This is a genomic window from Serratia sp. NA_13 (genome assembly GCF_052691735.1).
Genome location: NZ_JBQZFV010000011.1, coordinates 89,162 through 112,482 on the forward strand (window position 1 = coordinate 89,162; position 23,321 = coordinate 112,482).

The window sequence follows — 23,321 nt, forward strand, 5'->3', positions numbered from 1 at the left end:
ATGTTACGCGTGCTATTTCTGTTCCTGGTGCTGATCGCCAGCGTGGTCGTCGGGCCGATGTTGGCCGGCCATCAAGGCTATGTGCTGATTCAGACCGATAACTACAATATCGAAACCAGCGTCACCGGCCTGGTGATCATGGGCGTCCTGCTGTTTGTCGTGCTGCTGGTGATCGAATGGATCCTGCGTCGCATCTTCCGCACCGGTGCTCACACCCGCGGCTGGTTCCTGGGGCGCAAACGTAGCCGTGCGCGCAAGCAAACCAAGGCCGCGCTGATCAAACTGGCCGAAGGCGATTACAAGCAGGTCGAAAAACTGCTGACGCGCAACGCCGATCACGCCGAACAGCCGGTGGTTAACTATCTGCTGGCCGCCGAGGCCGCGCAGCAGCGCGGTGACGATTTCCGCACTAACCAATACCTGGAACGCGCCGCCGAAGCCGCTGACACTGACCAGTTGCCGGTAGATATCACCCGCGTGCGCATCCAACTGGCGCAGGGCGAAAACCATGCCGCACGTCACGGGGTCGATCGCCTGCTGAACCAGGCACCGCGTCACCCGGAAGTGTTGCGTCTGGCCGAGCTGGCTTATCTACGCACCGGCGCTTTTGCCTCGTTGCTGGAAATCCTGACGTCGATGAGCAAGATCAACCTGCATACCGAGGCTGAACTGCAGGCCCTGCAGCAGCAGGCCTATATTGGCCTGATGAATCAGGCCATGGCGGATGAAGGCAGCGAGGGTCTGAAACGCTGGTGGAAAGATCAGAGCCGCAAAACTCGCCATGAAGTTCCGCTGCAAATTGCGATGGTGGATCACCTGATCGAATGCAATGACCATGAATTGGCGCAGGAAATCGTGATCGATAGCCTGAAGCGCCAGTACGATGAGCGTCTGGTGCTGTTGATCCCGCGCCTGAAGTCCGGCAATCCTCAGCAGTTGGAAAAAGCGCTGCGCCAGCAGGTGAAGCTGCATGGTGCCACACCACTGCTCAACAGCACGCTGGGTCAGCTATTGATGAAGCATGGCGAATGGCAACAGGCCGCCGATGCATTCCGGGAAGCATTGAAACAGCGTCCAGATGCCTACGACTACGCCTGGTTGGCGGACGTGCTGGATAAGCTGCACCGCTCTGATGAAGCGGCCCAAATGCGTCGTGAAGGTTTGATGTTGACCCTGAAGCAGAACGGCGAGTAACGCCGGCAATGCATTGTCCTCAAGGCGCGCCCCCTGGTCGCGCCTTTTTTATCCAACGTTGCTTATACCCAAGATAGTTGGAGTCACAGCAAGGCGGCAAGCTCACGAATCCCCAGGAGCTTTGTCCACCAAGTGACTGGGGTGAGAGCGCGCAGTCAACGCGGCTGTGGCTTCAAATATGATGGGTATTAGGCAAAAAAAAACACTTGCCGCAGTGGCAAGTGTATAAAAAAACAATCAGGTCTAGGACAACAGGGGCGGTGCCTCACTCAACGTTATGCCCGGAGTGTGATGTCTGCGGCTGCAAGCAACGCTGACATCGTTCTGGTGGGCAATAGGCACCTTAAATCGGCTCTGCGTCATTCCCAGGGTTTATGAAGCCTAAGCAAACATAAGAGGTGGAATGAGCATCTACAGAGTAGATATTGCACTTGGCGTGCCAACTTTGGGAAAAGTGTCTTTTCGCTTGGATAAAATAATTTAACTAATTGAATTTAAATAAATTTAAACGTCAAAATAAATCAAGAGCTTCTCATCGGGTGCTACCCCGCTCTCTCCCTGACCCCAGCAGATATGTCGCCTTATAACGACGACTTAAGCCAAAGTGATTTTTATCTTATTAAATCATAAAGTTATATGTCTCAACCTGGCGACAATGCACTATACCAATGTCGCTGAAAGCCAACACGGGCCCAGAAACCAAAAGCAGGACAGCAGGAAGTTAGAAATGAGGTGTGCCGAATGGCAGAAAGCGAAAAGCCCGTTCATTACTGAACGGGCTTTTCTGAAAATGGTCGGAGAAAGAGGATTACGCGCATCTTTGATGCTTGCCCTGCGGGCAGTTGCTAAAGCAACGTGGTCTCGCTGCGCTGCGCTCAAACCTCCTTCGGAGGTGCTCATCCTCATAAACTACAGGCGTAAAAAAACCGACTTTCGTCGGTTTCTTTGAATGTGGTCGGCGAGAGAGGATTACTGCATCTGCGATGCTGCCCTGCGGGCCGTTGCTAAAGCAACGTTGTCTCGCTACGCTCGGCTCAAACCTCCTTCGAAGGTTCTCATCCTATAAACTACAGATGTAAAAAAACCCGCTATAAAGCGGGTTTTCTTGAATGTGGTCGGCGAGAGAGGATTCGAACCTCCGACCCACTGGTCCCAAACCAGTTGCGCTACCAAGCTGCGCTACTCGCCGATTTCTTGTTGCAGATACTACTGAATCTTATTGCTTATGTCTATGTAAATATTAAATTTATTAGACATTTTGTGTGTGGTGCGAAGAGAGGGACTTGAACCCTCACGTCCGTAAGAACACTAACACCTGAAGCTAGCGCGTCTACCAATTCCGCCACCTTCGCACTGCCACAAAACAGCTTACAATTCTTCACTTCTCTTAGGAAGTGGGGTGGCTAATGGGACTCGAACCCACGACAACTGGAATCACAATCCAGGGCTCTACCAACTGAGCTATAGCCACCATTACTTCTTAACTACTTCACGCGGTAATACTACCACCGCAGCTCTTGCACACAAACTTAATGGTGCGCCCGACAGGATTCGAACCTGAGACCTCTGCCTCCGGAGGGCAGCGCTCTATCCAGCTGAGCTACGGGCGCATAGCGCCGTTGCGGGAGGGGATACTACGGTTTTAACCCAATCCTGTCTAGTGCTTTTTCGCAGAAATGTTGCGTTTGATTACGCTTTGCTCACTACTGAGCAGGAAAGGGCTATCCGTAGCCCTTTTTCACCGGTTACTGCTGGGTTTCTGTCCGTTTTTCAGCCGGATGATGTTTCTTGTGCATACCAAAAGCAAAGTAGCACAGGCTGACTGCCGCCAAGAATATCGCCCCAACCAGCAAAGAAATTCGAGTATCTGGGTTAATTCCCATGCCGATCAGCACGCAGATCAGGAAAGCGATGGTCAGATAGTTCACATAGGGGAACATAATCGACTTAAAGCTGTGGGTTTTGATCGCTTCTTTATGGGCTCGGCGGAAATACAGCTGGCTAATCAGCACCACAAACCACGGCACCATGCCCGGCAGCACGCTGGCGCTGTAGACATAGACAAACACCGCCTGCGGATTGGGGATCAGATAATTCAGGCCAGAGCCGACCAACAGACAGGCGATGGTCACGGCAATACAGTTCACCGGCACGCCGCTGGCAGACAGCCTGGTCAGCGAGGCAGGCAGTTGACGGTTCTTGGCCAGCGCGTACAGCATACGCCCCCCACTATACATACCGCTATTACAGCCAGAGAGTGCCGCGGTCAACACCACGAAGTTAATGATGCCGGCGGCGGCAACGATGCCGATTTTGGCGAAGGTCAGCACAAATGGGCTGCCGATGGTGCCGATACCGTTCCATGGGAAGATGGTGACAATGACAAAAATGGCGCCGACGTAGAAGATCAGAATACGCCACAGGATGTTGTTAATCGCGCGTTTCAGTGTCACCTGCGGATTCTTGGCCTCACCGGCGGTAATGCCGACCAGCTCAACCCCCTGATAGGACGCCACGACAATACACAGCGCAAACAGGAAACCCTTCCAGCCGCCGGCAAAGAAACCGCCGTGCTCGCTCAGGTTGGCAAAGCCGATAGGTTGTCCCCCATTGCCAAAGCCAAACAGGATCACCCCCAGCCCGACCAGAATCATCACAATGATGGTGGTCACCTTAATCATGGCAAACCAAAACTCCAGTTCGCCGTACAGGCGTACCGCCGCCACGTTAGCCAGCGCTACCATCGCCACCGCGATCAGCGCCGGCAGCCACTGCGGGATCTCCGGGAACCAGAACTGCACGTAGACCCCAATGGCGGTAATTTCCGAGATGCCGACGGCAATCCACATAAACCAATAGCCCCAGGCGGTCAGATAGCCAAAGTAAGGACTCATGTATTTATGGGCATAAACAGCAAAGGAGCCCGCGACCGGTTCAAGGAACAGCATCTCGCCCATCGAACGCATAATAAAGAACACGAACAGCCCGGCGATGATATAAGCCAATAATACTGACGGCCCCGCCCATTTCAGCGTGCTGGCCGAGCCCATAAACAGGCCAACGCCAATGGTGCCGCCCAGAGCAATCAGCTCAATATGCCGGGCTTCTAGCCCCCGGTGTAGCCCCTGCGGTTTTTTAGTGTGTGGCATAAATCCTCGATAATATTCTTTTGATTGTGTCTGCATGCCGGCCGTGTACCGGTCGTTATTGTTTTATTGAAAAATAGCGCAAATCATCTCCCGCCGCTCAGGCGGACATCAGCTTGTGATAGGACGGTCTTACGGCGGAGAAAAACGTCGTTCAATGCGGCCACATCTAGCGCCAACAGCTGGGGGAAATTTCAGGGCGGTATCGTTTCGCATTTTGCCGCTATAAGCAAACCGCAATTTAAAACTTTATGGCATAAACATGGAGGGGTTTAGCGACTGAGGTTATAGAATGCTGGATAATTGGTCACAAAGCAGATTAATTAAACAATTCATTGCGCCGGGGCAGAATAATCCGCCCCGTCGCTTGCATTACATCTTGCCGCGATAATAGTAACTCACGAACTTCAGCAACCGCAGTTGACGTCCGATGCGGCTCGGCTGGCTGAGCAGCCTGTAGAGCCACTCCAGGCCGAGGTTCTGCCAGACCTTTGGCGCACGCTTAACGTGCCCGGTGAATACGTCGTAGGTCCCGCCTACGCCCATATACAACGCTTGCGGATGCACCTTGCGACAGTCACGCATCAGGATTTCCTGTTTTGGCGATCCCATCGCGACCGTCACTATAGCGGCCCCGCTGGCACGAATGCGCTCAAACAGGGGTTCACGTTGTTCCGGCTTGAAATAGCCGTCCTGACTACCGACCAGATTCACATTCCACTGACCACGCAGCTTCTGTTCGGTTTCCGCCAGCACCGATGGCTTGCCGCCGATCAGAAACACCGGTGTTCCCTCACGTCCGGCGCGTTGCATCAGCGCTTCCCACAGATCGGCTCCGGCGACCCGAGAGACGTCGGCATGCGGATATTTACGCCGAATTGACCGCACCATGCTGATGCCGTCGGCATACTTGTACTCCGCCTCATCCAGCAAGGCATGCAGCTCAGTGTCCTGCTCCGCCGTCAGGATTTTTTCGGCGTTCATGGCAACCAACGTGCCCCGCTTTACGTGGCCACCGTCGAACAGAAAATCCATGCACTGCGCCATATCGCGAAATCCCCACAGGCTGAAACCGCGCAGCTCATATTTGGGAACCGAGATTTTTGCTTCCATCTTATTATTACCCTTACAAAAGGCCATCGGCCCGCACAGACGAAGCAGGCGGTGTCAGCGTTCGTGAACGCAGCACTCGCGCCTTAATCAATCCGGCAGTATCAAACAGCCAGTACAGCAATTTTGCCATCAGCAAACAGGTGCCGAAAACGAGGCAGAAGAACACCACCCGCGAGACAAAGGAATCCACCCCTTCTCGCGCCAATACGATGATGTTGAATACCGCGCCAAAGCAGAAGCCCTGCAATATGGCGGCTTTATAAGGGTTCGACTCGCTTTTGCCCATCTCATACAGCCAGTCGAACCATTTGATGATCATACCCACCAGCACCGCGCCGACAGGAATGAACAACGCGCCGCCCATCACCACCAGCGAACCGATCAGCGTCGGTGAGATTGCCAGGCCGGAATGGTTATCCAGCACTTCCCAGGTGAAATAGTTGGCGGTATTAAGCACCGTGTCCGGTCGGCCCGGCCAAAGCCAGCTCGGGATAAACACATAGAAATCACGCACTATCGGCGCCAGCCCCTGGAAATCAATCTTGTCGTAGTTTTGCAGCAGCAACGCCAAATTTTCCCACGGCGAGAAGGTGTCGCGCGTCAGATAGAGGAAGGTATAAAACGCCTCAGGGCCACTGACGTCCAGACTGTAACGCTTTAACGCCAGCCAGAACATGCCGACAATGCCGAACACCCCGGCTGCCACCAGCATCCACAACGAGATCCAGCCGCGCACGATACCGATAAACAGGAATAGCGAGAAGGCGATAATAATATTGGCGCGGGTGCCGCCGACAATCACATAGGTGAGGATGCCAAAAGCCACCGTCGTCGCCAGGAAAAAAAACCAGGCTCGCAGATCCTGCTTCAGGAAATACACCACCAGCATCGCCGGAATGAAGAAATAGAAGAACCGTTTGAGCGCTACGCCCAACACGTCACTGGAGAAAATCTGGCTGTATGAGTTGAGCTTGAACAGCAGGAAACCGTTTTGCAGAAAGAAAATGCCGACGGTAACGATCGCCACCAATGCCAGTAAAATCCAAGTCAGATGGGTTTCAACCCGATTCATGCTGAATACCGGTTTACGCGGTTGCACGCTACGCTTACGCAACCGGGTTTTATAGCTGACGTAGTAAATCGCATAAAACGCGGTGGCCGAGAGGATGGCGTACAGCAGGAACTCCACCGGCACCACCTCGACATCAAACTGAAAAACCAGCAGGCAGGTCAGCGGGAAGCCGAAGTAAAACGTCAACAAATACAACAATGAAAAGAAGACGTTGAAGTTAAAGCGGACGCGCCGAAACTCCTGATAGGTCAACGTCAGAACAAACAACGTGCCCATCAGGTAGACGATAAATAACCCGCCAAATTGCGCCAGCGTCATGAATTGTCCCCTGCCGCCAGGGCTAATGCCTGTTGCCAGCCATTAACGTAGTTGGGATTAAAGAAAGCGATCGTCTGCTTGTCCACTGACGCCAGTTGGCGCTGCGCTTCACGCACTACCGCCTCATCCAGCGAATCACCGTAGAACAGCACCGGCAGATGCTGCTCCGCCAGATCCTGCCAGAACGGGTTCTGCCGGCTCAGCACGAACGGCACGCCAAACTGGATCAGTAGGCAAAGCGTGCCGATACCCTGCTGGCGGTTAAAGATAAAGTAGCCGAGATCGCACTCGCGCAGAATGTTCAGGTAGTCGTCGAACGCCACCTGCTGCGTCAGCACTTGCAGGTTCCTGGCACTGAACAACGCCAGCCCGGCAGTGCGGACCTGATCAATATAAGCCTCGTTGTTGGCCGGATAGCCCATCGGCAGGATCACGCGCACATCCGCACCAAACTGTTGATGAATCGCTTTCAGTGCCTCAACGTGCCGGTTGGTGCGATCGCCGGAGTTACCCACCAGAATGGTCATCGGCCCGGCCATATTTTTCTCTACGCTGATACCGGTCAACGCCGGATCCATCCGCGTAGGGAAATACAGCAGGGAGGCCGGTACACGTGCATGCCGCTGTTGATAATGGATCACATCACCACGGGTAGCGAATACGCGTCCGACACGGCCTTGTGCAATTCGGCGCAGCAAATAGAACAGGCGGAATTTCCAACTGGTGGCGTCTTCATACAGGTCCGCGCCCCAGATATGCCAGCTGACCTGATGGGCTTTGATTTTGCCGCTCAGCAATGCCAACCACAATGTCGGGTTAAACTGCCCATGGAAGAAGAAACGCTGGTCGCGATCGGCCTGTGCACGGGCTATAACCGCCATCGCCAGGCTTTTTTTATCCGGATGACATTCAAGGTTCAGTTCAGGGAACGCCCCTAACGCAGCGGCATCTTTGGCAGCCACCATGAAATGGCGTGTCTGATCGGACGGCAGTCGCTTCGCCAACACATCGTTGAAGAAACGCAGCACCGTCTGGTTGTGATGCGGGATGTCAGATCCCAGTACGTGAATCAGTGTAGTCATACTCGTCTACGATAAAGAATAAATACGCAGCTACAGAGCGTGAAATACACGATGTAGGTTGCCATGTAGGCCTGTGCCGCACCCAGCGCGCCGTGCAAAGGGATCAACCAATGCGAGAACAGCGTCAACAGCAGGAACTGGCTGACTTCGGTCAGGATATAAAAACGCAGCGACGCCTTGGCAATAACCAGATAGCCAAATACATAAGCGCCCACCTTCAGCACATCTCCCACCAGTTGCCAGGCGAACAGGTCGCGCATCGCGACAAACTTGTCCGTAAACAGCAACCAGATGGCGAAATCGCGTAGTAACCAGACCGTGAAACTTGCTGCCGCCACCGCAGGCAGCACAAATTTTAGTGAGCGCACAATCTCCTGCGAGATAGCGCTTTTTTCCTTTAACCGCGACAGCGTTGGCAGCAGATAGACGGTAAACGAGGCGGTAATAAACTGCAGATACGCGTCGGAAATGCTGCTGACGCCCTGCCAAATCCCCACCTCTTCCCAGCTGTAATGGCTTGCCAGCAGGTTACGCATCATCACATAGGCCACTGGCAGCGTTACTGAGGTGATCAGCGCCATAATGGTGAACTTGCCGAGATGGCTGGCCAGCGTCTTGTCCCATGCCAGCGCCAAATAGCTCAGCGGCAGGGTTTTGCGTCGCCACAACATAAAACCGGCGGGAAACACCACCAATGCCGGGACCAGCGCCAACCCTGCAAGGGCACCTTCATAACCACCCAGCCTGAAGCACAGGTAGTAGGCCACCACGCCAATCAGGCTGCCGCCAATCACCGACAGTGCGTTGCCCATCGCATCGCGGTAGCCCTTCAGCACCGCCATAAACAGGTTGGCGTAAGCAATACCCATCTGAATAAACGCCACCGCCCGCACCACGCCGACATAATCAGCATGGCCAAATAGCCCGACGCTGATAGGTTTGGCCGCGAACAAGAACACCAGCGCCAACAGCGTAGAAAACCCCAGCACAATAGTCGACGCAGTGCCAACAGCCAGCCGCAACCTCTGCGGATCCTGATGGTATTCGGCAACGTATTTTGTGATGCCGTTAAAAATCCCGGCACCGGACAGCACGCCCAGCACGGTAATCAACTGACGGAAGTTACCCGCCTGCCCTACGCCGCTGGGGCCAAAGGCCACCGCCAGCAGTTTCACCACCAACAGCCCCACGCCAATCTTGATAAGCGTAGAGCCGGCGGTCCAAATCGATGCTTTTGCCAGCGACATATCAGGCGAAGAAGCTGAGAATGGTATTGATCACCGTGCGCTGAGTGACATCAGTCATATTGTAGAACAACGGCAAACGTACCAAGCGCGCGCTCTCCTGGCTGGTAAAGCGATCTTCACCGGCAAAGCGGCCGAAACGATCGCCCGCCGGGCAATCATGCAGCGGAATGTAATGGAATACCGTCATGATTTCGGCTTCTTTCATGTAATCGATAAACGCCGTACGGTCTTCAATATCGCGCAGTTTGATATAGAACATATGAGCATTCTGCACACAGTCCGCCGGGATACTTGGCAGCTCGATACGGCCCGCATCGGCTAACGGCAGCAGGCTGTCGTAATACTGTTGCCACAGCGCCAGACGACGTTGGTTGATAGCTTCGGCGGCTTCCAGTTGCCCCCACAGATAAGCGGCCTGCAGATCTGACATCAGATAGCTGGAGCCGATATCGCGCCAGGTGTATTTGTCCACCTGGCCGCGGAAGAACTGGCTGCGGTTGGTGCCTTTCTCGCGAATAACTTCCGCCCGATCAATCAGCGCCGGATCGTTAATCAGCGTGGCGCCGCCCTCACCACCTGCGGTGTAGTTTTTGGTTTCGTGAAAGCTAAAGCAGCCAATATGACCGATGGTCCCCAGCGCTTTCCCCTTGTAGGTGGACATCACGCCCTGCGCGGCATCTTCAACAACATATAATTTGTATTTTTCCGCCAGCGCCATGATGGTGTCCATCTCGCAGGCAACACCGGCGTAATGCACCGGTACAATGGCACGGGTCTTATCGGTGATGGCCGCTTCAATCTTGCTTTCATCGATGTTCATAGTGTCAGGACGCAGGTCGACAAACACTACGGTGGCACCACGCAACACAAAAGCATTGGCGGTTGAAACAAAGGTGAAGCTCGGCATGATCACTTCATCGCCCGGCTGAATATCCAGCAGGATCGCTGCCATCTCCAGCGAGGCGGTACAGGACGGCGTCAACAGCACCTTCGGGCTGCCAAACCGCTGCTCCATCCACTGCTGGCAACGACGGGTAAAGCCACCGTCACCGCACAGCTTGCCACTGCTCATTGCAGCCTGCATATAGTCAAGTTCAGTGCCAACAACCGGTGGAGCGTTAAATGGGATCATGTCTTCCTCTGTATAACCAGTACGAGGTGCTTTCAATAACAGCACCCTGTCGTTGATAGAGCCGCAGTGCGGCAATGTTACCGAACTGGGTCGCAACCCGTAGGCGCTGCAGCGTCCTTTGCTGGCACTCTGCAATGGCTGCCGCCATCAGTCGCGAGCCAATTCCTTTGCCTGCCGCGCCGGGGAACGCCGCCAGCAGGCCGATTCGGGCCTCCTGGCCACCCAGCTCACGCAGGCTGACAAAGCCTTCCGTCTGCCCGGTATCGTCGAGTACCAGCAGGCATTGATGGTCAAAGGTCCCCAATACCGCCTTTTCGATCCATTCAGCATAAAAGCGGCCGCTATCTTGGGTGTGATACCAGGGGGCGCGGAAACGGCTGGCGGTGAACACGCTGGCCGCCGCTGCACGCAGCATCGGGATATCTGCCAGCACCGCCGGGCGAGTGGCCTGCATCGGCACAGTATGGGATGATGCACATTCCGTGCCGATATTTAGCACCAGATCGACTTCCCCCTCAACCAGTTGGAAGTCCAAACGGGTCAAACCGTCCACCAAAGCAGTGTGATGCGCCGGAATTTTGGCCTGCACCAATGCGTAGGCATCCAGTTCAGTCTCGGTGAGCATAGGAGCCGCCGTAGAGAAGTTGAGTTTGGCGCTATTAAGGGCGAAAAACTCTGTTTCCCAGGCTAATGGCTCAATACTGGCGTGGACGGGCATGTAACAAATCCAGCAGGTATTTTCCGTAACCGGTTTTCAGCAACGATTGTGCGGCGTGCTTCACGCCCTCATCGTCCAGCCAGCCGTTACGCCAGGCAATTTCTTCCAGACAGGCAATTTTAAAGCCCTGACGCTTTTCCACCGTTTGCACAAAGCTGCTGGCTTCCAGCAGGCTGTCATGGGTGCCGGTATCCAGCCAGGCGAAGCCACGTCCCAACAGTTCAACGGTCAGTTCACCACGCTCCAGATACATCTGGTTAATGCTGGTGATCTCCAGCTCGCCGCGCTCCGAAGGTTTCACCTGTTTGGCGAGCTCCACTACTTGGCTGTCATAGAAATACAGCCCAGTCACCGCCCAATTGGATTTAGGCGCTTTCGGCTTTTCTTCGATCGACAGCGCGCGGAAATTATCATCAAACTCCACCACGCCAAAGCGCTCGGGATCCATGACCTGATAACCGAACACGGTAGCGCCCTGCGTACGGGCGGCAACCGTTTTCAATTTAGGACTAAAGCCTTGGCCAAAGTAGATATTGTCGCCCAGAACCAGACAGCTCGGCTCACCGGCGAGGAATTCCTCACCAATCAGAAACGCCTGTGCCAGGCCGTCGGGCCTGGGTTGTTCGGCATAGCTGAGGTTAATGCCGAACTCTTCGCCGCTGCCCAATAAGCGTTTGAATGAGGGCAAATCTTCTGGGGTAGAGATGATTAAAATGTCGCGGATCCCCGCCAGCATCAAAACTGACAGCGGATAATAAATCATCGGCTTGTCGTAAATAGGTAATAGCTGCTTGGATACGCCGCGGGTAATCGGATGTAAGCGTGTGCCGGAACCGCCCGCCAGAATAATACCTTTCATACTCACTCCAGAATCCACAGGGCCACCATTCGAACGGCAGCCCAGCTAAATTTAGTCGGATAAACCTAAACGTTCACCCGCATAGGAACCGTCCTGAACGCGACGCCACCAGGTTTCATTGTTCAGATACCAGGAAACCGTTTTGCGGATGCCGCTTTCAAAGGTTTCCTGCGGATGCCAGCCCAGCTCCCGGTCAATTTTTCCGGCATCGATCGCGTAGCGCATATCATGGCCTGGACGATCCTTGACGTAAGTAATCAGGTCGCGGTATTTCACAACGCCCTGTGGCTTGTTCGGAGCCAACTCTTCCAGCAGATCGCAGATAGTTTGTACCACCTCAATATTCTTGCGCTCGTTGTGGCCGCCAATATTGTAGGTTTCGCCAACCACACCTTCGGTAACCACCTGGTACAACGCACGAGCGTGGTCTTCCACATACAGCCAATCACGCACCTGCGCCCCATCGCCATACACCGGCAAGGGTTTACCGGCAACGGCATTGAGGATCACCAACGGGATCAGTTTCTCAGGGAAGTGATAGGGGCCGTAGTTATTGGAACAATTGGTGACCAGCGTCGGCAGGCCATAAGTACGCAGCCAGGCGCGAACCAGGTGATCGCTGGAAGCCTTCGAGGCCGAATACGGGCTACTTGGCGAGTAAGGCGTGGTTTCGGTGAACAAATCGTCCGTGCCGTGCAGATCGCCGTACACTTCGTCGGTGGAAATGTGATGGAAGCGGAAGCTCTGCTTTTTCTTCGCGTCCAGCGGCTGCCAATAATGGCGGGCCGCCTCCAGCATGGTGTAAGTACCCACCACGTTGGTTTCAATAAATGCCGCCGGGCCGTCGATAGAACGGTCAACGTGGCTTTCTGCCGCCAGATGCATGATCACGTCTGGCTGGTACTCGGCAAACACCCGATCCAACGCCGCGCGATCGCAGATATCCACCTGTTCAAACGAATAGCGTGGGTTGTCGGCCACCACCGAAAGCGACTCCAGATTGCCCGCGTAGGTGAGCTTATCCAGTACCAGGACGCTGTCCTGCGTGGCTTCGATAATATGCCTCACGACCGCAGAGCCAATAAAGCCGGCGCCTCCAGTGACTAAAATACGTTTCAACGCCAAACCCCTTTGGTATCCACAACCCAGGAATGCGTGATCTCTTCCGGCTTGATTGCCTTGAATTGCTTATGGTCGACCAGCATCACTATCACATCCGCCTGCTGCAACGCTTCTGGCAACTCTTTCAGCGTCACGTGGCCAGCCAGCGATTTCGGCAGTTGCTCCACGTTTGGCTCAACGACCAGCGTCTCGCCCACGTGCCAATCGGCAATCAGGTGTGCGACTTCCACCGCCGGACTTTCGCGCAGATCGTCGATATTCGGTTTGAAGGCCAAACCAAAGCAGGCAATTTTCACTTCTGAGGCACGCTTGTCGGTCGCCGCCAGACAGTCGGCAACGGCCGCTTTCACGCGATCAACCACCCACAAAGGTTTTCCGTCATTCACCAGACGCGCAGTATGAATCAAACGTGCCTGCTGCGGGTTTTGCGACACAATAAACCAAGGATCGACCGCAATGCAGTGGCCGCCGACGCCAGGGCCTGGCTGCAGGATATTCACCCGCGGATGGCGGTTGGCCAAGCGAATAAGCTCCCAGACATTGATCCCCTGATCGGCACAAATCAACGACAGTTCGTTGGCAAAGGCGATGTTCACATCACGGAAGCTATTTTCGGTGAGTTTGCACATCTCCGCAGTGCGGGAATTGGTAATCACACACTCGCCTTCGAGGAAAATCTTGTACAACGCGCTAGCGCGCTCCGAACATTTTGGCGTCATGCCGCCAATAACACGATCGTTCTGAATCAGCTCAACCATCACCTGCCCTGGCAAAACGCGCTCTGGGCAATAAGCAATGTTCACATCAGCGGCTTCACCAGCCTGCTGCGGGAAGCTGAGATCGCTGCGCGCCTCGGCCAGCCACTGCGCCATCTGCTCGGTGGCGCCGACCGGAGAGGTGGACTCCAGAATAACCAGGTCGCCCTTTTTCAGCACCGGTGCCAGAGATTTGGCTGCGGCTTCGACATAGGCCAGATCCGGCTCATGGTCGCCTTTAAACGGCGTTGGTACCGCGATCAGGAAAGCATCTGCCGCCAGAGGTCGGGTCACCGCCTGCAGATAGCCGCCGTCTACCGCGTCTTTAACCACTTTATCCAGATCGGGTTCAACGATGTGGATCGCGCCGCGATTAATGGTATCTACCGCATGTTGGTTAACATCTACGCCCACCACTTTTTTCTTGCGGGAGGCAAACGCCGCCGCCGTTGGCAGACCGATATAACCCAGGCCGATAACCGAAATAGTGTTAAAACTCATAGTGTCACCTGATGATTCTTCAAAGCTTCGAGAATACGTTGGCAGGCATGCCCGTCACCGTAAGGGTTATGCGCCCGACTCATGGCGTGATATTCGTCTTCGTCCGTCAGCAACCGGGTCACCGCATCAACTATTTTGGCTACGTCGGTTCCCACCAGACGCACCGTGCCCGAATCGACGGCTTCAGGCCGTTCGGTGGTGTCGCGCATGACCAGCACCGGTTTACCCAATGACGGCGCCTCTTCCTGAATACCGCCCGAGTCGGTCAGGATCATATAAGCGTTAGCCATCAGGTACACAAAGGGCAAGTAATCCTGCGGGTCGATCAGGATGATGTTATCAATCCCTTTCAGAATGCGGTTGACCGGCTCACTGACGTTGGGATTGAGATGCACCGGATACACCACTTGGGCATCAGAATGAGTGCGGGCAATTTCTGCCAGCGCACTGCAAATCCGCTCAAACCCGCCACCAAAACTTTCACGACGGTGGCCGGTCACCAGGATCAATTTTTTGTCGGCATCCAGGAACGGATAACGCTGTGACAGGCTGTCATGCAATGCAGCATCACCCATCACCCGATCGCGTACCCAGAACAGTGCGTCAATCACCGTATTGCCGGTGACGAAGATATGATCGTCCGGTATCAATTCGCGCAACAGGTTCTGGCGCGAATTTTCCGTCGGGGCAAAATGATACATCGCCAGATGACCGGTCAGCTTGCGGTTAGCCTCTTCCGGCCACGGGGAGTAAAGATCGCCGGTGCGCAGACCTGCCTCTACGTGCCCAACAGGAATACGCTGGTAAAACGCCGCCAAACTGGTCGCCAGTGTGGTGGTGGTATCACCATGAACCAGCACCACGTCCGGTTTGAATTCTTCAAGAACGCCTTTCAGGCCTTCCAGAATACGGCAGGTGATCTCACTCAATCCCTGGCCGGGCTTCATGATGTTCAGGTCGTAATCAGGCACTATCTCAAATAACCGCAATACCTGATCCAACATCTCACGATGTTGTGCCGTAACGCAGACTCTTGATTCAAAGGCTTCATCCTGAGCCAGGGCATGTACCAGCGGAGCCATTTTGATGGCTTCAGGTCTGGTGCCGAAAACAGTCAACACTTTCACAGCGAATCTCTTTTGGTCGGTTAACCGCAGGCGTACCTGCGAATTGGGCGCTTACGCGCCCTTCAGCGAATTATTATATTATTTTTAATTACGCGGCCGACGCACCAGGGCAACACCTGCGCCAACCAAAGCGCCCATCGCGCCCCACATGATCAACCAGAATATCCGCCGTGGGCTATCACGTTTTACCGGTTCTTCCGGGGTCCGCAAATAGCGGTAAGTCTGAAATTTCTCGTCCAACGTCGGGCCAACGTTCAATGTCGACAGCATCGCACGATTTTGATCGTAATCGAGATCGAAGGTTGGCCCTGAAGCCTGTAACCCTTCCAAACGCGCCTGCAGCATAGGTTTACCCAGCAGGAACAGGTCGGAGTCCGGCAGTTGCTCTGCCGGCGTATCGGTCTGAGTCCGGCTGATACCCTGCGTTTCAGCAATTTTCAGTGCCTGTTGAATGGTATTCAATTCACGCTTATACACTGCCGCCGCCACCGCTTCCTGACGCTTGACCTGCGCCTTCATCGAGGTGGTACGTGCCGCCCAGGCACCCTGGATCTCTTCGTTCAAATGTTGCGCCGCCCGGTGACTGGCGAACGCCACATATTGACGTAACAGACGGTTGGCATCGGCTGCCGTTTCCGCCGTCAGCTTCACGCCGTCGTTCGGCACTTTTTTATCATCACGCGGCGTGAACTGAATGTTGTTGATCAGTTCGTCGAGCAAGGCCGCATCGGCAGCGGCATCGCCTTCCTGGCGCTGCTTGTAATAATCGCTCTGCAGCCAGAAATCACGACGCGTATCGTAGGCCGCCAACTGCATAATAAATTCATTATAGGCTTCGTCAGCAATGCCGGGTTGATCGGTGCTGGCGGCCGGTATGGTCCGCACATCCAGATTACGCAGGAATTGTTGCTGGGAATAATACCCCCCCAACGCATTCACAGTTGGCCGGTCGGTAATCGCCGTCGCACTCCACTCCTGTTTCACCAGGTAGGAAACCATCAATGCAACCGCGGCGAATAAAACCGCAATACCGATAATCCATGGCTTACCACGCCACAGGGTGCAGCACAGGCCGCGAATATCGAGTTCGTTATCCACCGCCGGGATATTCTTGTCAGACCTTGTTTCTGGATTCATCACTGCCCAAAAGCCTCTGGTTAAGATACTTGCTTATTGCCGTTCGAACGCCGCAGACGACGCTTGATACGCTTAATGTAACGTGCAACACGCCAGGCGCGTTTAATGCAGTAACCGTATAAGAAGAAGGCAAGCAAGAATAATGCCAACATAACCCATTCAGGGATAAAAGTAAGGCGTTCGCCAAGCACGCCGATGGCCGCCAGCAAGGCTGCCGCCAGGGTAATCAACACGAAGGCCTGCCGTGGCGTAAAGCCCGCTCGCATAATCAAATGGTGAATGTGTTGGCGGTCTGGAGAGAAAGGGCTCATCCCTTTGCGTAAACGGCGGTACATGATCGCAATCATGTCCATCAGCGGGATGGCAATAATCCACAACGCGGTAACCGGATTGATGGAGTGAGCTTTGCCCTGCGAACTTTGCAGTAAGAGCCAAATGGCGGTGAAACCGATCAGCGTGCTGCCAGCATCCCCCATAAACACTTTATATCGGCGGCCAAGAATGCCGAGGTTAAGCAGAATATAAGGAACGATGGCGGCAATCATTGCGAAGCACCAGAAGGCCAGTTCAGAATGGCCGCTCAGGTACAACAATACGCCCAGCGCACCGAAAGACACGCACGATAGCCCACCCAGCAGACCATCAATGCCGTCAACCATGTTAAAGGCGTTGATGGCTGCCCAGACGGCAAACAGCGTGACCAGATAGCCAAACGGCCCCAGCAGCATTTCCCAATCGCCCAGCACATGACCAAAACTGCGCAGGTAAAGCCCGGCGAAAACCATCATCGCGATACCGACCAGTGCCTGAACCAGCGCACGAATTTTAACGCTGATATCAAAACGATCGTCGAGAGCACCGACGAACACTAATATCCCGGCACAGACGAGGTAGAGTTTGCCATGCGCAATCGTTTGGTCAGAGATAAGGAAGGCAAAGCACAGCCCGGCATAAACAGAAATACCCCCAACCAGAGGGATCAGCCCCTGATGGCGTTTACGGTAATTAGGTTTATCAACCAGACCAATACGTTTTGCTGCTTTACGGGCAACAAAGAGAAAAGCCAAAGAAAACAGGAAAACAAATAGAATTTCAGTACTCATAGTGAGTAAGTTCACAGTTAACAAGATCTCTGTAGAAGATAAGGCAGCTTAACACGGGCGACAGGTTGCGCCATGGTATCCCGCTACCTTTCAGTCATTTCCTATGACGACAGTCATTCATTCTTATTCCACCGTGTTTGCCCACTGTTTCGGCAGTAACAATGCGCGAACGACAAAACGTCGAGCGCAAATAAGATGAATTCTCAGTAAGTCACGAAAATAACTTACGTTTCCATTTCTGTTACTTATCGTATCTTCCAAAAGCAAAAAACGCCACGACTAGGCGTGGCGTTCCTGGAATATTTACTCAATTATGAGCGCATCGTCATTATGAGCGCTTCATCATATCGAAGAATTCATCGTTGGTCTTGGTCATGGCCAACTTGTTAATGAGGAATTCCATCGCATCAATCTCACCCATCGGGTGAATGATTTTACGCAGGATCCACATTTTCTGCAGTTCTTCAGAGGTGGTGAGCAATTCTTCTTTACGGGTACCAGAGCGGTTGTAGTCGATAGCAGGGAATACGCGCTTCTCGGCAATTTTACGCGCCAGATGCAATTCCATGTTGCCGGTACCTTTAAACTCTTCGTAGATAACTTCGTCCATTTTCGACCCGGTATCGACCAGTGCGGTAGCGATGATGGTCAGGCTGCCGCCTTCCTCAACGTTACGTGCCGCACCGAAGAAACGCTTGGGACGATGCAAGGCATTGGCATCCACACCACCGGTCAACACTTTACCAGAAGCCGGTACCACGGTGTTGTAGGCACGCGCCAGACGAGTGATGGAGTCAAGCAGGATGATCACGTCTTTCTTGTGCTCAACCAAGCGCTTGGCCTTCTCAATCACCATTTCTGCAACCTGAACGTGGCGAGATGCCGGCTCGTCAAAGGTAGAAGCGATAACTTCGCCCTTCACCAGACGCTGCATCTCGGTCACTTCTTCCGGACGTTCGTCAATCAGCAGTACCATCAGCACGCAGTCTGGATGGTTGTAAGCGATGCTCTGCGCAATGTTCTGCAGCAGCATGGTTTTACCGGCTTTCGGCGGAGCAACAATCAGACCACGCTGACCACGACCAATCGGCGAAGCCAGGTCCAGCACGCGTGCTGTCAGGTCTTCGGTTGAGCCGTTGCCACGTTCCATCCGCAGACGGGAGTTGGCATGCAGTGGGGTTAAGTTTTCGAACAGGATCTTGCTACGGGCGTTTTCCGGTTTGTCGTAGTTAACTTCGTTAACTTTCAACAGGGCAAAGTAGCGCTCGCCTTCTTTTGGCGGACGAATCTTACCGGAAACGGAGTCACCTGTACGGAGGTTAAAACGGCGGATTTGGCTAGGGGATACGTAGATGTCGTCGGGGCCTGCAAGGTAGGAACTGTCTCCAGAACGGAGGAAACCAAATCCATCCTGCAATATCTCCAACACGCCATCGCCGAAGATATCTTCTCCACTTTTTGCATGTTGCTTAAGGATAGAGAAGATAATGTCCTGCTTGCGCATGCGGGCAAGGTTTTCCAGCCCCATATTTTCGCCGAGAGTAATCAGCTCAGAAACCGGCGTATTCTTTAATTCGGTAAGATTCATAGTGGTGGGTTCTTAAACTCGGGGTATGTCTCGAACTTACATCGTGAATGGTATGGCAGCGGGATATCTCTTCCGGCTTTCTGGTGGTTGCGTTGGCTTCCCTTGTTCATCCCAAAACTTAGCGGACTAAGCTGCGAAGACGCTTTCGGTTGCCGACTGGCCACACCTTGAAATCCATTGGATATTCGTGCCTGTTTACTGGACGTTCGATCACCGGGCGCTGAGCCGTCACGGTAAGAAATGGCTTACAGAGGACGCGCGCATTGACGGTTTAAGATCGAAGGTACCTTAAAATTGATTTTGCAAAACCGTTTGATTGCTAAAACGCGGGCTGAGTTCATTTTTTCTTTCAACGCCAGCGGTTCAACACAGAGTAAAGCTTTAGATTTAGACTCTTTAGATTTAAAACTTCGGGCAAGTTCTATATGCAGTATGGTTAAACTTAGCACGCTTCTTGGCAGGCGTCTAGCGGTGAATTGAACATCCCCGCCAGACGCCTGTATATCCCCGTTGTCTCTCACGCGACAGCGTTTTTATCCGCCGCATCACATCCATTGGGTATAGGGCTTCCCGCCCGATTACAGATTCGCGTTAAGGAAATCTTTGAGCTGACCTTTGGACAGCGCACCAACCTTGGTCGCGGCCACTTCACCGTTCTTGAACAGCAACAGCGTAGGGATACCACGGATACCGTACTTGGGTGCGGTTGCCGGGTTCTGGTCGATATTCAGCTTGGTGATGGTCAGCTTGCCTTCGAACTCATCGGCAATCTCATCCAGAATCGGAGCAATCATCTTGCACGGCCCACACCATTCAGCCCAGAAATCGACCAGGATTGGCCCTTCAGCTTTCAGCACGTCGGTGTCGAAGCTGCTGTCAGTCAGGTGAATAATTTTATCGCTCATGTTCTACTCCAAAGGATTGTGTCTACCTTGTTGGTGTAGCATTAACCAACCTAAGGTGACTTTATTTCACCGGATACGCTTTCGTAAAGCAATAGTTAGCTGATATTCTACCACACTATGAGCAAAACACACTTGACCGAAAAGAAGTTTTCCGACTTCGCCCTGCACCCGTTAGTCCTTGAAGCCCTTGAAAAGAAAGGGTTTCAACATTGCACGCCTATTCAGGCGTTAGCATTGCCGCTCACGCTCTCTGGGCGTGACGTTGCAGGTCAGGCGCAAACCGGTACCGGAAAGACGTTGGCATTTTTAACGTCTACTTTTCACTATTTGCTTTCTCACCCGGCGAAACAGGATCGCAAGATCAACCAGCCGCGCGCCTTGATCATGGCGCCAACGCGTGAACTCGCGGTGCAGATCCACTCCGATGCGGAAGCCCTGTCCCAATCCACCGGCCTGAAAATGGGTCTGGCGTACGGCGGCGATGGCTACGACAAACAGCTGAAAGTGCTGGAAAGCGGCGTGGATATCCTGGTGGGGACTACCGGTCGTTTAATTGATTACGCCAAACAGAACTATATCGATCTGGGCGCGATCCAGGTTGTGGTGCTGGATGAAGCCGACCGCATGTACGATCTGGGCTTTATCAAAGACATTCGCTGGTTGTTCCGCCGCATGCCTGCGGTCGATCAACGCCTGAACATGCTGTTCTCTGCCACCCTGTCCTATCGCGTACGCGAACTGGCTTTCGAGCAGATGAACAACGCTGAATATGTTGAAGTGGAACCGGAACAGAAAACCGGCCACCGCATTAAAGAAGAATTGTTCTACCCGTCCAACGAAGAAAAAATGCGTCTGCTGCAGACGTTGATCGAAGAAGAGTGGCCTGACCGCTGCATCATCTTCGCCAACACCAAGCACCGCTGTGAAGACGTTTGGGGCCATCTGGCTGCCGATGGTCACCGCGTAGGCCTGTTGACCGGCGATGTGGCGCAGAAAAAACGCCTGCGTATTCTCGATGACTTCACCAAGGGCAACCTCGATATTCTGGTCGCCACCGACGTCGCCGCCCGTGGCCTGCATATTCCATTGGTTACCCACGTTTTCAACTACGACTTGCCTGACGACTGCGAAGACTACGTTCACCGTATCGGTCGTACCGGCCGTGCCGGCGAAAGCGGTCATTCCATCAGCCTGGCCTGCGAAGAATACGCGCTCAACCTGCCGGCGATCGAAACTTATACCGGCCATAGCATTCCGGTGAGCAAGTACAACAGTGATGCATTATTGAGTGACCTGCCTGCACCGAAACGCCTGGCACGCCCACGCGGCGGCAACGGCCCACGCCGTAACTCCGCGCCACGTCGTGGCGGTGCGCCACGCAATAACCGTAAACGTTCAGGCTGATAGACCATGCTCAGTTCCAGCGCACTTTATGCCGCTATCGACCTTGGCTCCAACAGCTTCCACATGTTGGTGGTGCGCGAGGTGGCCGGCAGTATTCAGACTTTGGCGCGCATCAAGCGCAAGGTGCGTCTGGCGGCCGGGCTGGATCAAAACAATCTCCTGTCGCATGAAGCCATGCAGCGCGGCTGGCAATGCCTGAAGTTGTTCTCCGAACGCCTGCAGGACATTCCACGCGCACAGATCCGCGTGGTCGCCACGGCCACGCTGCGTCTGGCGTCCAATGCCGATGAGTTTCTGCAAACCGCAGAGCAAATTCTCGGCTGCCCGATCCAGGTGATCAGCGGTGAGGAAGAAGCACGGCTGATCTACCACGGCGTTGCCCATACCACCGGCGGTCCGGACCAGCGTTTAGTGGTCGATATCGGCGGCGGCAGCACTGAACTGGTCACCGGTACCGGCGCACAGGCGGCTCAGCTGTACAGCCTGTCGATGGGTTGTGTCACCTGGCTGGAGCGGTTCTTCAGCGATCGCAATCTGGGGCTGGAGAATTTCGAGCGGGCCGAACAGGCTGCGCGTGAAATGGTGCGTCCCATCGCACCACAGCTGCGTCAGCACGGCTGGCAAATCTGCGTCGGCGCTTCCGGCACCGTCCAGGCGCTGCAGGAAATCATGGTGGCACAGGGCATGGATGAACGTATCACCCTGTCCAAGCTGCGCCAATTGAAACAGCGCGCCATTCAGTGCGGCAAGCTGGAAGAGTTGGAAATTGAAGGGCTGACGCTGGAGCGCGCTCTGGTGTTTCCAAGCGGGCTATCGATCCTGCTGGCGATTTTCCAGGAGCTGGGCATCGAAAGCATGATGCTGGCCGGCGGCGCACTGCGCGAAGGACTGGTCTATGGCATGCTGCATCTGCCAGTCGAACAGGACATCCGCAGCCGTACCATTCGCAACCTGCAACGACGTTATCTGCTGGATACCGAGCAAGCCGAGCGCGTCAGCCAATTGGCCGCCAACTTCTCGCAGCAGGTGAGCAATGAATGGCAATTGGATGCGCGATGTCGCGAGTTATTGCACAGTGCCAGTCTGATCCACGAAATCGGCCTCAGCGTTGATTTCAAACAGGCACCGCAACACGCCGCCTACCTGATCCGCCATCTGGATTTACCCGGTTTCACCCCGGCGCAGAAAAAACTGCTGGCCACCCTGCTGCAAAACCAGAGCAACACTATCGATCTGCCACTGCTGAGCCAGCAAAACGCCCTGCCGCCGCGTACGGCTCAACGTTTATGCCGGATTTTACGCCTGGCCATCATCTTTGCCAGCCGTCGCCGCGACGATACGCTGCCGGCGGTACGCCTGCGTGCCAATAATGATGATGAGCTGACGGTGATCCTGCCGCCAGGCTGGCTGGAACAGCACCCGCTACGAGCAGAGTTGTTGGATCAGGAAAGTCATTGGCAAAGCTATGTTCATTGGTCGTTGATGCTGGAAGAACAACGTTGATATGACAAGGGCGCCAATAGCGCCCTAATCTGATAACAAACACCCGAAAAACGTGGTTTTCGGATGTTTGGGGTAAATCAGAAGACATAATCCTTTATTTTTATTAGCCACCAGAACTTGGCTTTTAACCGCAAAGAACTTTGTCAGCAGTCTGAGGGCGCCAATAGCGCCCTTAGGTTGCTGACAAAGCAGGAAAAAGCGTGGTTTTTCCTGCTTTGTGGTGATCGGCCGAAAATCAATAAATTGATTTTCCTGATTTTTATTTATCGACCTCTACTCGCTCTGGGCAGGAATG

18 protein-coding genes, 4 tRNA genes and 2 other RNA genes are annotated in these 23,321 nt (G+C 54.0%); 3 read left to right on the top strand and 21 right to left on the bottom strand.

Annotation, left to right across the window (positions count from 1 at the left end; translation table 11 throughout):
- Entirely contained in the window at positions 1–1,194 is a 1,194-nt protein-coding gene (hemY, locus tag ACUTSU_RS15815) for a protoheme IX biogenesis protein HemY (protein WP_445652213.1), read from the top strand.
- 791 nt (positions 1,195–1,985) lie between these two features.
- Here the strand turns inward: hemY and ACUTSU_RS15820 are convergent.
- The 21 genes from ACUTSU_RS15820 to trxA form a co-directional block, all read right to left on the bottom strand.
- Positions 1,986–2,115, bottom strand: a non-coding RNA gene (locus ACUTSU_RS15820) — RtT sRNA.
- Positions 2,116–2,146: 31 nt separating this feature from the next.
- Positions 2,147–2,274, bottom strand: a non-coding RNA gene (locus ACUTSU_RS15825) — RtT sRNA.
- A gap of 32 nt (positions 2,275–2,306) precedes the next feature.
- Positions 2,307–2,383: transfer RNA gene (locus tag ACUTSU_RS15830), tRNA-Pro, on the bottom strand.
- Between the two features lie 76 nt (positions 2,384–2,459).
- Positions 2,460–2,546, bottom strand: a tRNA-Leu gene (locus ACUTSU_RS15835).
- A gap of 43 nt (positions 2,547–2,589) precedes the next feature.
- Positions 2,590–2,665, bottom strand: a tRNA-His gene (locus ACUTSU_RS15840).
- A gap of 62 nt (positions 2,666–2,727) precedes the next feature.
- Positions 2,728–2,804, bottom strand: a tRNA-Arg gene (locus ACUTSU_RS15845).
- 135 nt (positions 2,805–2,939) lie between these two features.
- On the bottom strand, positions 2,940–4,343 hold the full coding sequence (gene thrP / locus ACUTSU_RS15850; RefSeq protein WP_445652214.1) for a bifunctional threonine/serine APC transporter ThrP: 1,404 nt from the start codon (positions 4,341–4,343) through the stop codon (positions 2,940–2,942).
- A gap of 369 nt (positions 4,344–4,712) precedes the next feature.
- Complete coding sequence (gene wecG / locus ACUTSU_RS15855; RefSeq protein WP_445652215.1) at positions 4,713–5,453, bottom strand: lipopolysaccharide N-acetylmannosaminouronosyltransferase; 741 nt, start codon at positions 5,451–5,453, stop codon at positions 4,713–4,715.
- 13 nt (positions 5,454–5,466) lie between these two features.
- The gene (gene wzyE, locus ACUTSU_RS15860) at positions 5,467–6,843 is read right to left on the bottom strand and encodes an ECA oligosaccharide polymerase (RefSeq protein ID WP_445652216.1); all 1,377 of its coding nucleotides are present in this window, start codon (positions 6,841–6,843) and stop codon (positions 5,467–5,469) included.
- Positions 6,840–7,925, bottom strand: coding sequence for a TDP-N-acetylfucosamine:lipid II N-acetylfucosaminyltransferase (locus tag ACUTSU_RS15865; protein WP_445652217.1), 1,086 nt, complete (start codon positions 7,923–7,925; stop codon positions 6,840–6,842). The genes wzyE and ACUTSU_RS15865 overlap by 4 nt, the downstream gene beginning before the upstream one ends.
- Positions 7,922–9,172 (bottom strand): lipid III flippase WzxE, encoded by a 1,251-nt coding sequence (gene wzxE / locus ACUTSU_RS15870; protein WP_445654379.1) that lies wholly within the window; start codon positions 9,170–9,172, stop codon positions 7,922–7,924. Before wzxE ends, ACUTSU_RS15865 begins: the two co-directional genes overlap by 4 nt.
- Position 9,173: 1 nt before the next feature.
- Positions 9,174–10,304 (bottom strand): dTDP-4-amino-4,6-dideoxygalactose transaminase, encoded by a 1,131-nt coding sequence (gene rffA / locus ACUTSU_RS15875; RefSeq protein ID WP_445652219.1) that lies wholly within the window; start codon positions 10,302–10,304, stop codon positions 9,174–9,176.
- Complete coding sequence (rffC, locus tag ACUTSU_RS15880; RefSeq protein ID WP_445654380.1) at positions 10,291–11,022, bottom strand: dTDP-4-amino-4,6-dideoxy-D-galactose acyltransferase; 732 nt, start codon at positions 11,020–11,022, stop codon at positions 10,291–10,293. Before rffC ends, rffA begins: the two co-directional genes overlap by 14 nt.
- The gene (gene rfbA, locus ACUTSU_RS15885; protein WP_445654381.1) at positions 11,000–11,881 is read right to left on the bottom strand and encodes a glucose-1-phosphate thymidylyltransferase RfbA; all 882 of its coding nucleotides are present in this window, start codon (positions 11,879–11,881) and stop codon (positions 11,000–11,002) included. The genes rffC and rfbA overlap by 23 nt, the downstream gene beginning before the upstream one ends.
- Before the next feature lie 51 nt (positions 11,882–11,932).
- A complete protein-coding gene (rffG, locus tag ACUTSU_RS15890) occupies positions 11,933–13,000 on the bottom strand; it encodes a dTDP-glucose 4,6-dehydratase (RefSeq protein WP_445652222.1) in 1,068 nt (355 codons plus the stop codon).
- A complete protein-coding gene (gene wecC / locus ACUTSU_RS15895) occupies positions 12,997–14,259 on the bottom strand; it encodes a UDP-N-acetyl-D-mannosamine dehydrogenase (RefSeq protein WP_445652223.1) in 1,263 nt (420 codons plus the stop codon). Before wecC ends, rffG begins: the two co-directional genes overlap by 4 nt.
- Positions 14,256–15,386, bottom strand: a complete 1,131-nt coding sequence (gene wecB, locus ACUTSU_RS15900) for a non-hydrolyzing UDP-N-acetylglucosamine 2-epimerase (protein ID WP_261093006.1) — start codon at positions 15,384–15,386, stop codon at positions 14,256–14,258. Before wecB ends, wecC begins: the two co-directional genes overlap by 4 nt.
- Before the next feature lie 84 nt (positions 15,387–15,470).
- A complete protein-coding gene (gene wzzE / locus ACUTSU_RS15905) occupies positions 15,471–16,523 on the bottom strand; it encodes an ECA polysaccharide chain length modulation protein (RefSeq protein WP_445652257.1) in 1,053 nt (350 codons plus the stop codon).
- Between the two features lie 20 nt (positions 16,524–16,543).
- The gene (gene wecA, locus ACUTSU_RS15910) at positions 16,544–17,641 is read right to left on the bottom strand and encodes a UDP-N-acetylglucosamine--undecaprenyl-phosphate N-acetylglucosaminephosphotransferase (RefSeq protein ID WP_445652224.1); all 1,098 of its coding nucleotides are present in this window, start codon (positions 17,639–17,641) and stop codon (positions 16,544–16,546) included.
- Between the two features lie 313 nt (positions 17,642–17,954).
- Positions 17,955–19,214, bottom strand: a complete 1,260-nt coding sequence (gene rho, locus ACUTSU_RS15915; protein ID WP_004950874.1) for a transcription termination factor Rho — start codon at positions 19,212–19,214, stop codon at positions 17,955–17,957.
- A gap of 578 nt (positions 19,215–19,792) precedes the next feature.
- A complete protein-coding gene (gene trxA, locus ACUTSU_RS15920) occupies positions 19,793–20,119 on the bottom strand; it encodes a thioredoxin TrxA (protein ID WP_445652225.1) in 327 nt (108 codons plus the stop codon).
- 117 nt (positions 20,120–20,236) lie between these two features.
- On the opposite strand from trxA, the gene rhlB reads away from it, so the two are divergent.
- Positions 20,237–21,523 carry an ATP-dependent RNA helicase RhlB gene (gene rhlB, locus ACUTSU_RS15925; RefSeq protein ID WP_445652226.1) on the top strand — a complete coding sequence of 429 codons (1,287 nt, stop codon included), beginning with the start codon at positions 20,237–20,239 and terminating at the stop codon, positions 21,521–21,523.
- 6 nt (positions 21,524–21,529) lie between these two features.
- Complete coding sequence (ppx, locus tag ACUTSU_RS15930) at positions 21,530–23,026, top strand: exopolyphosphatase (RefSeq protein ID WP_445652227.1); 1,497 nt, start codon at positions 21,530–21,532, stop codon at positions 23,024–23,026.
- Positions 23,027–23,321 lie beyond the last annotated feature (295 nt).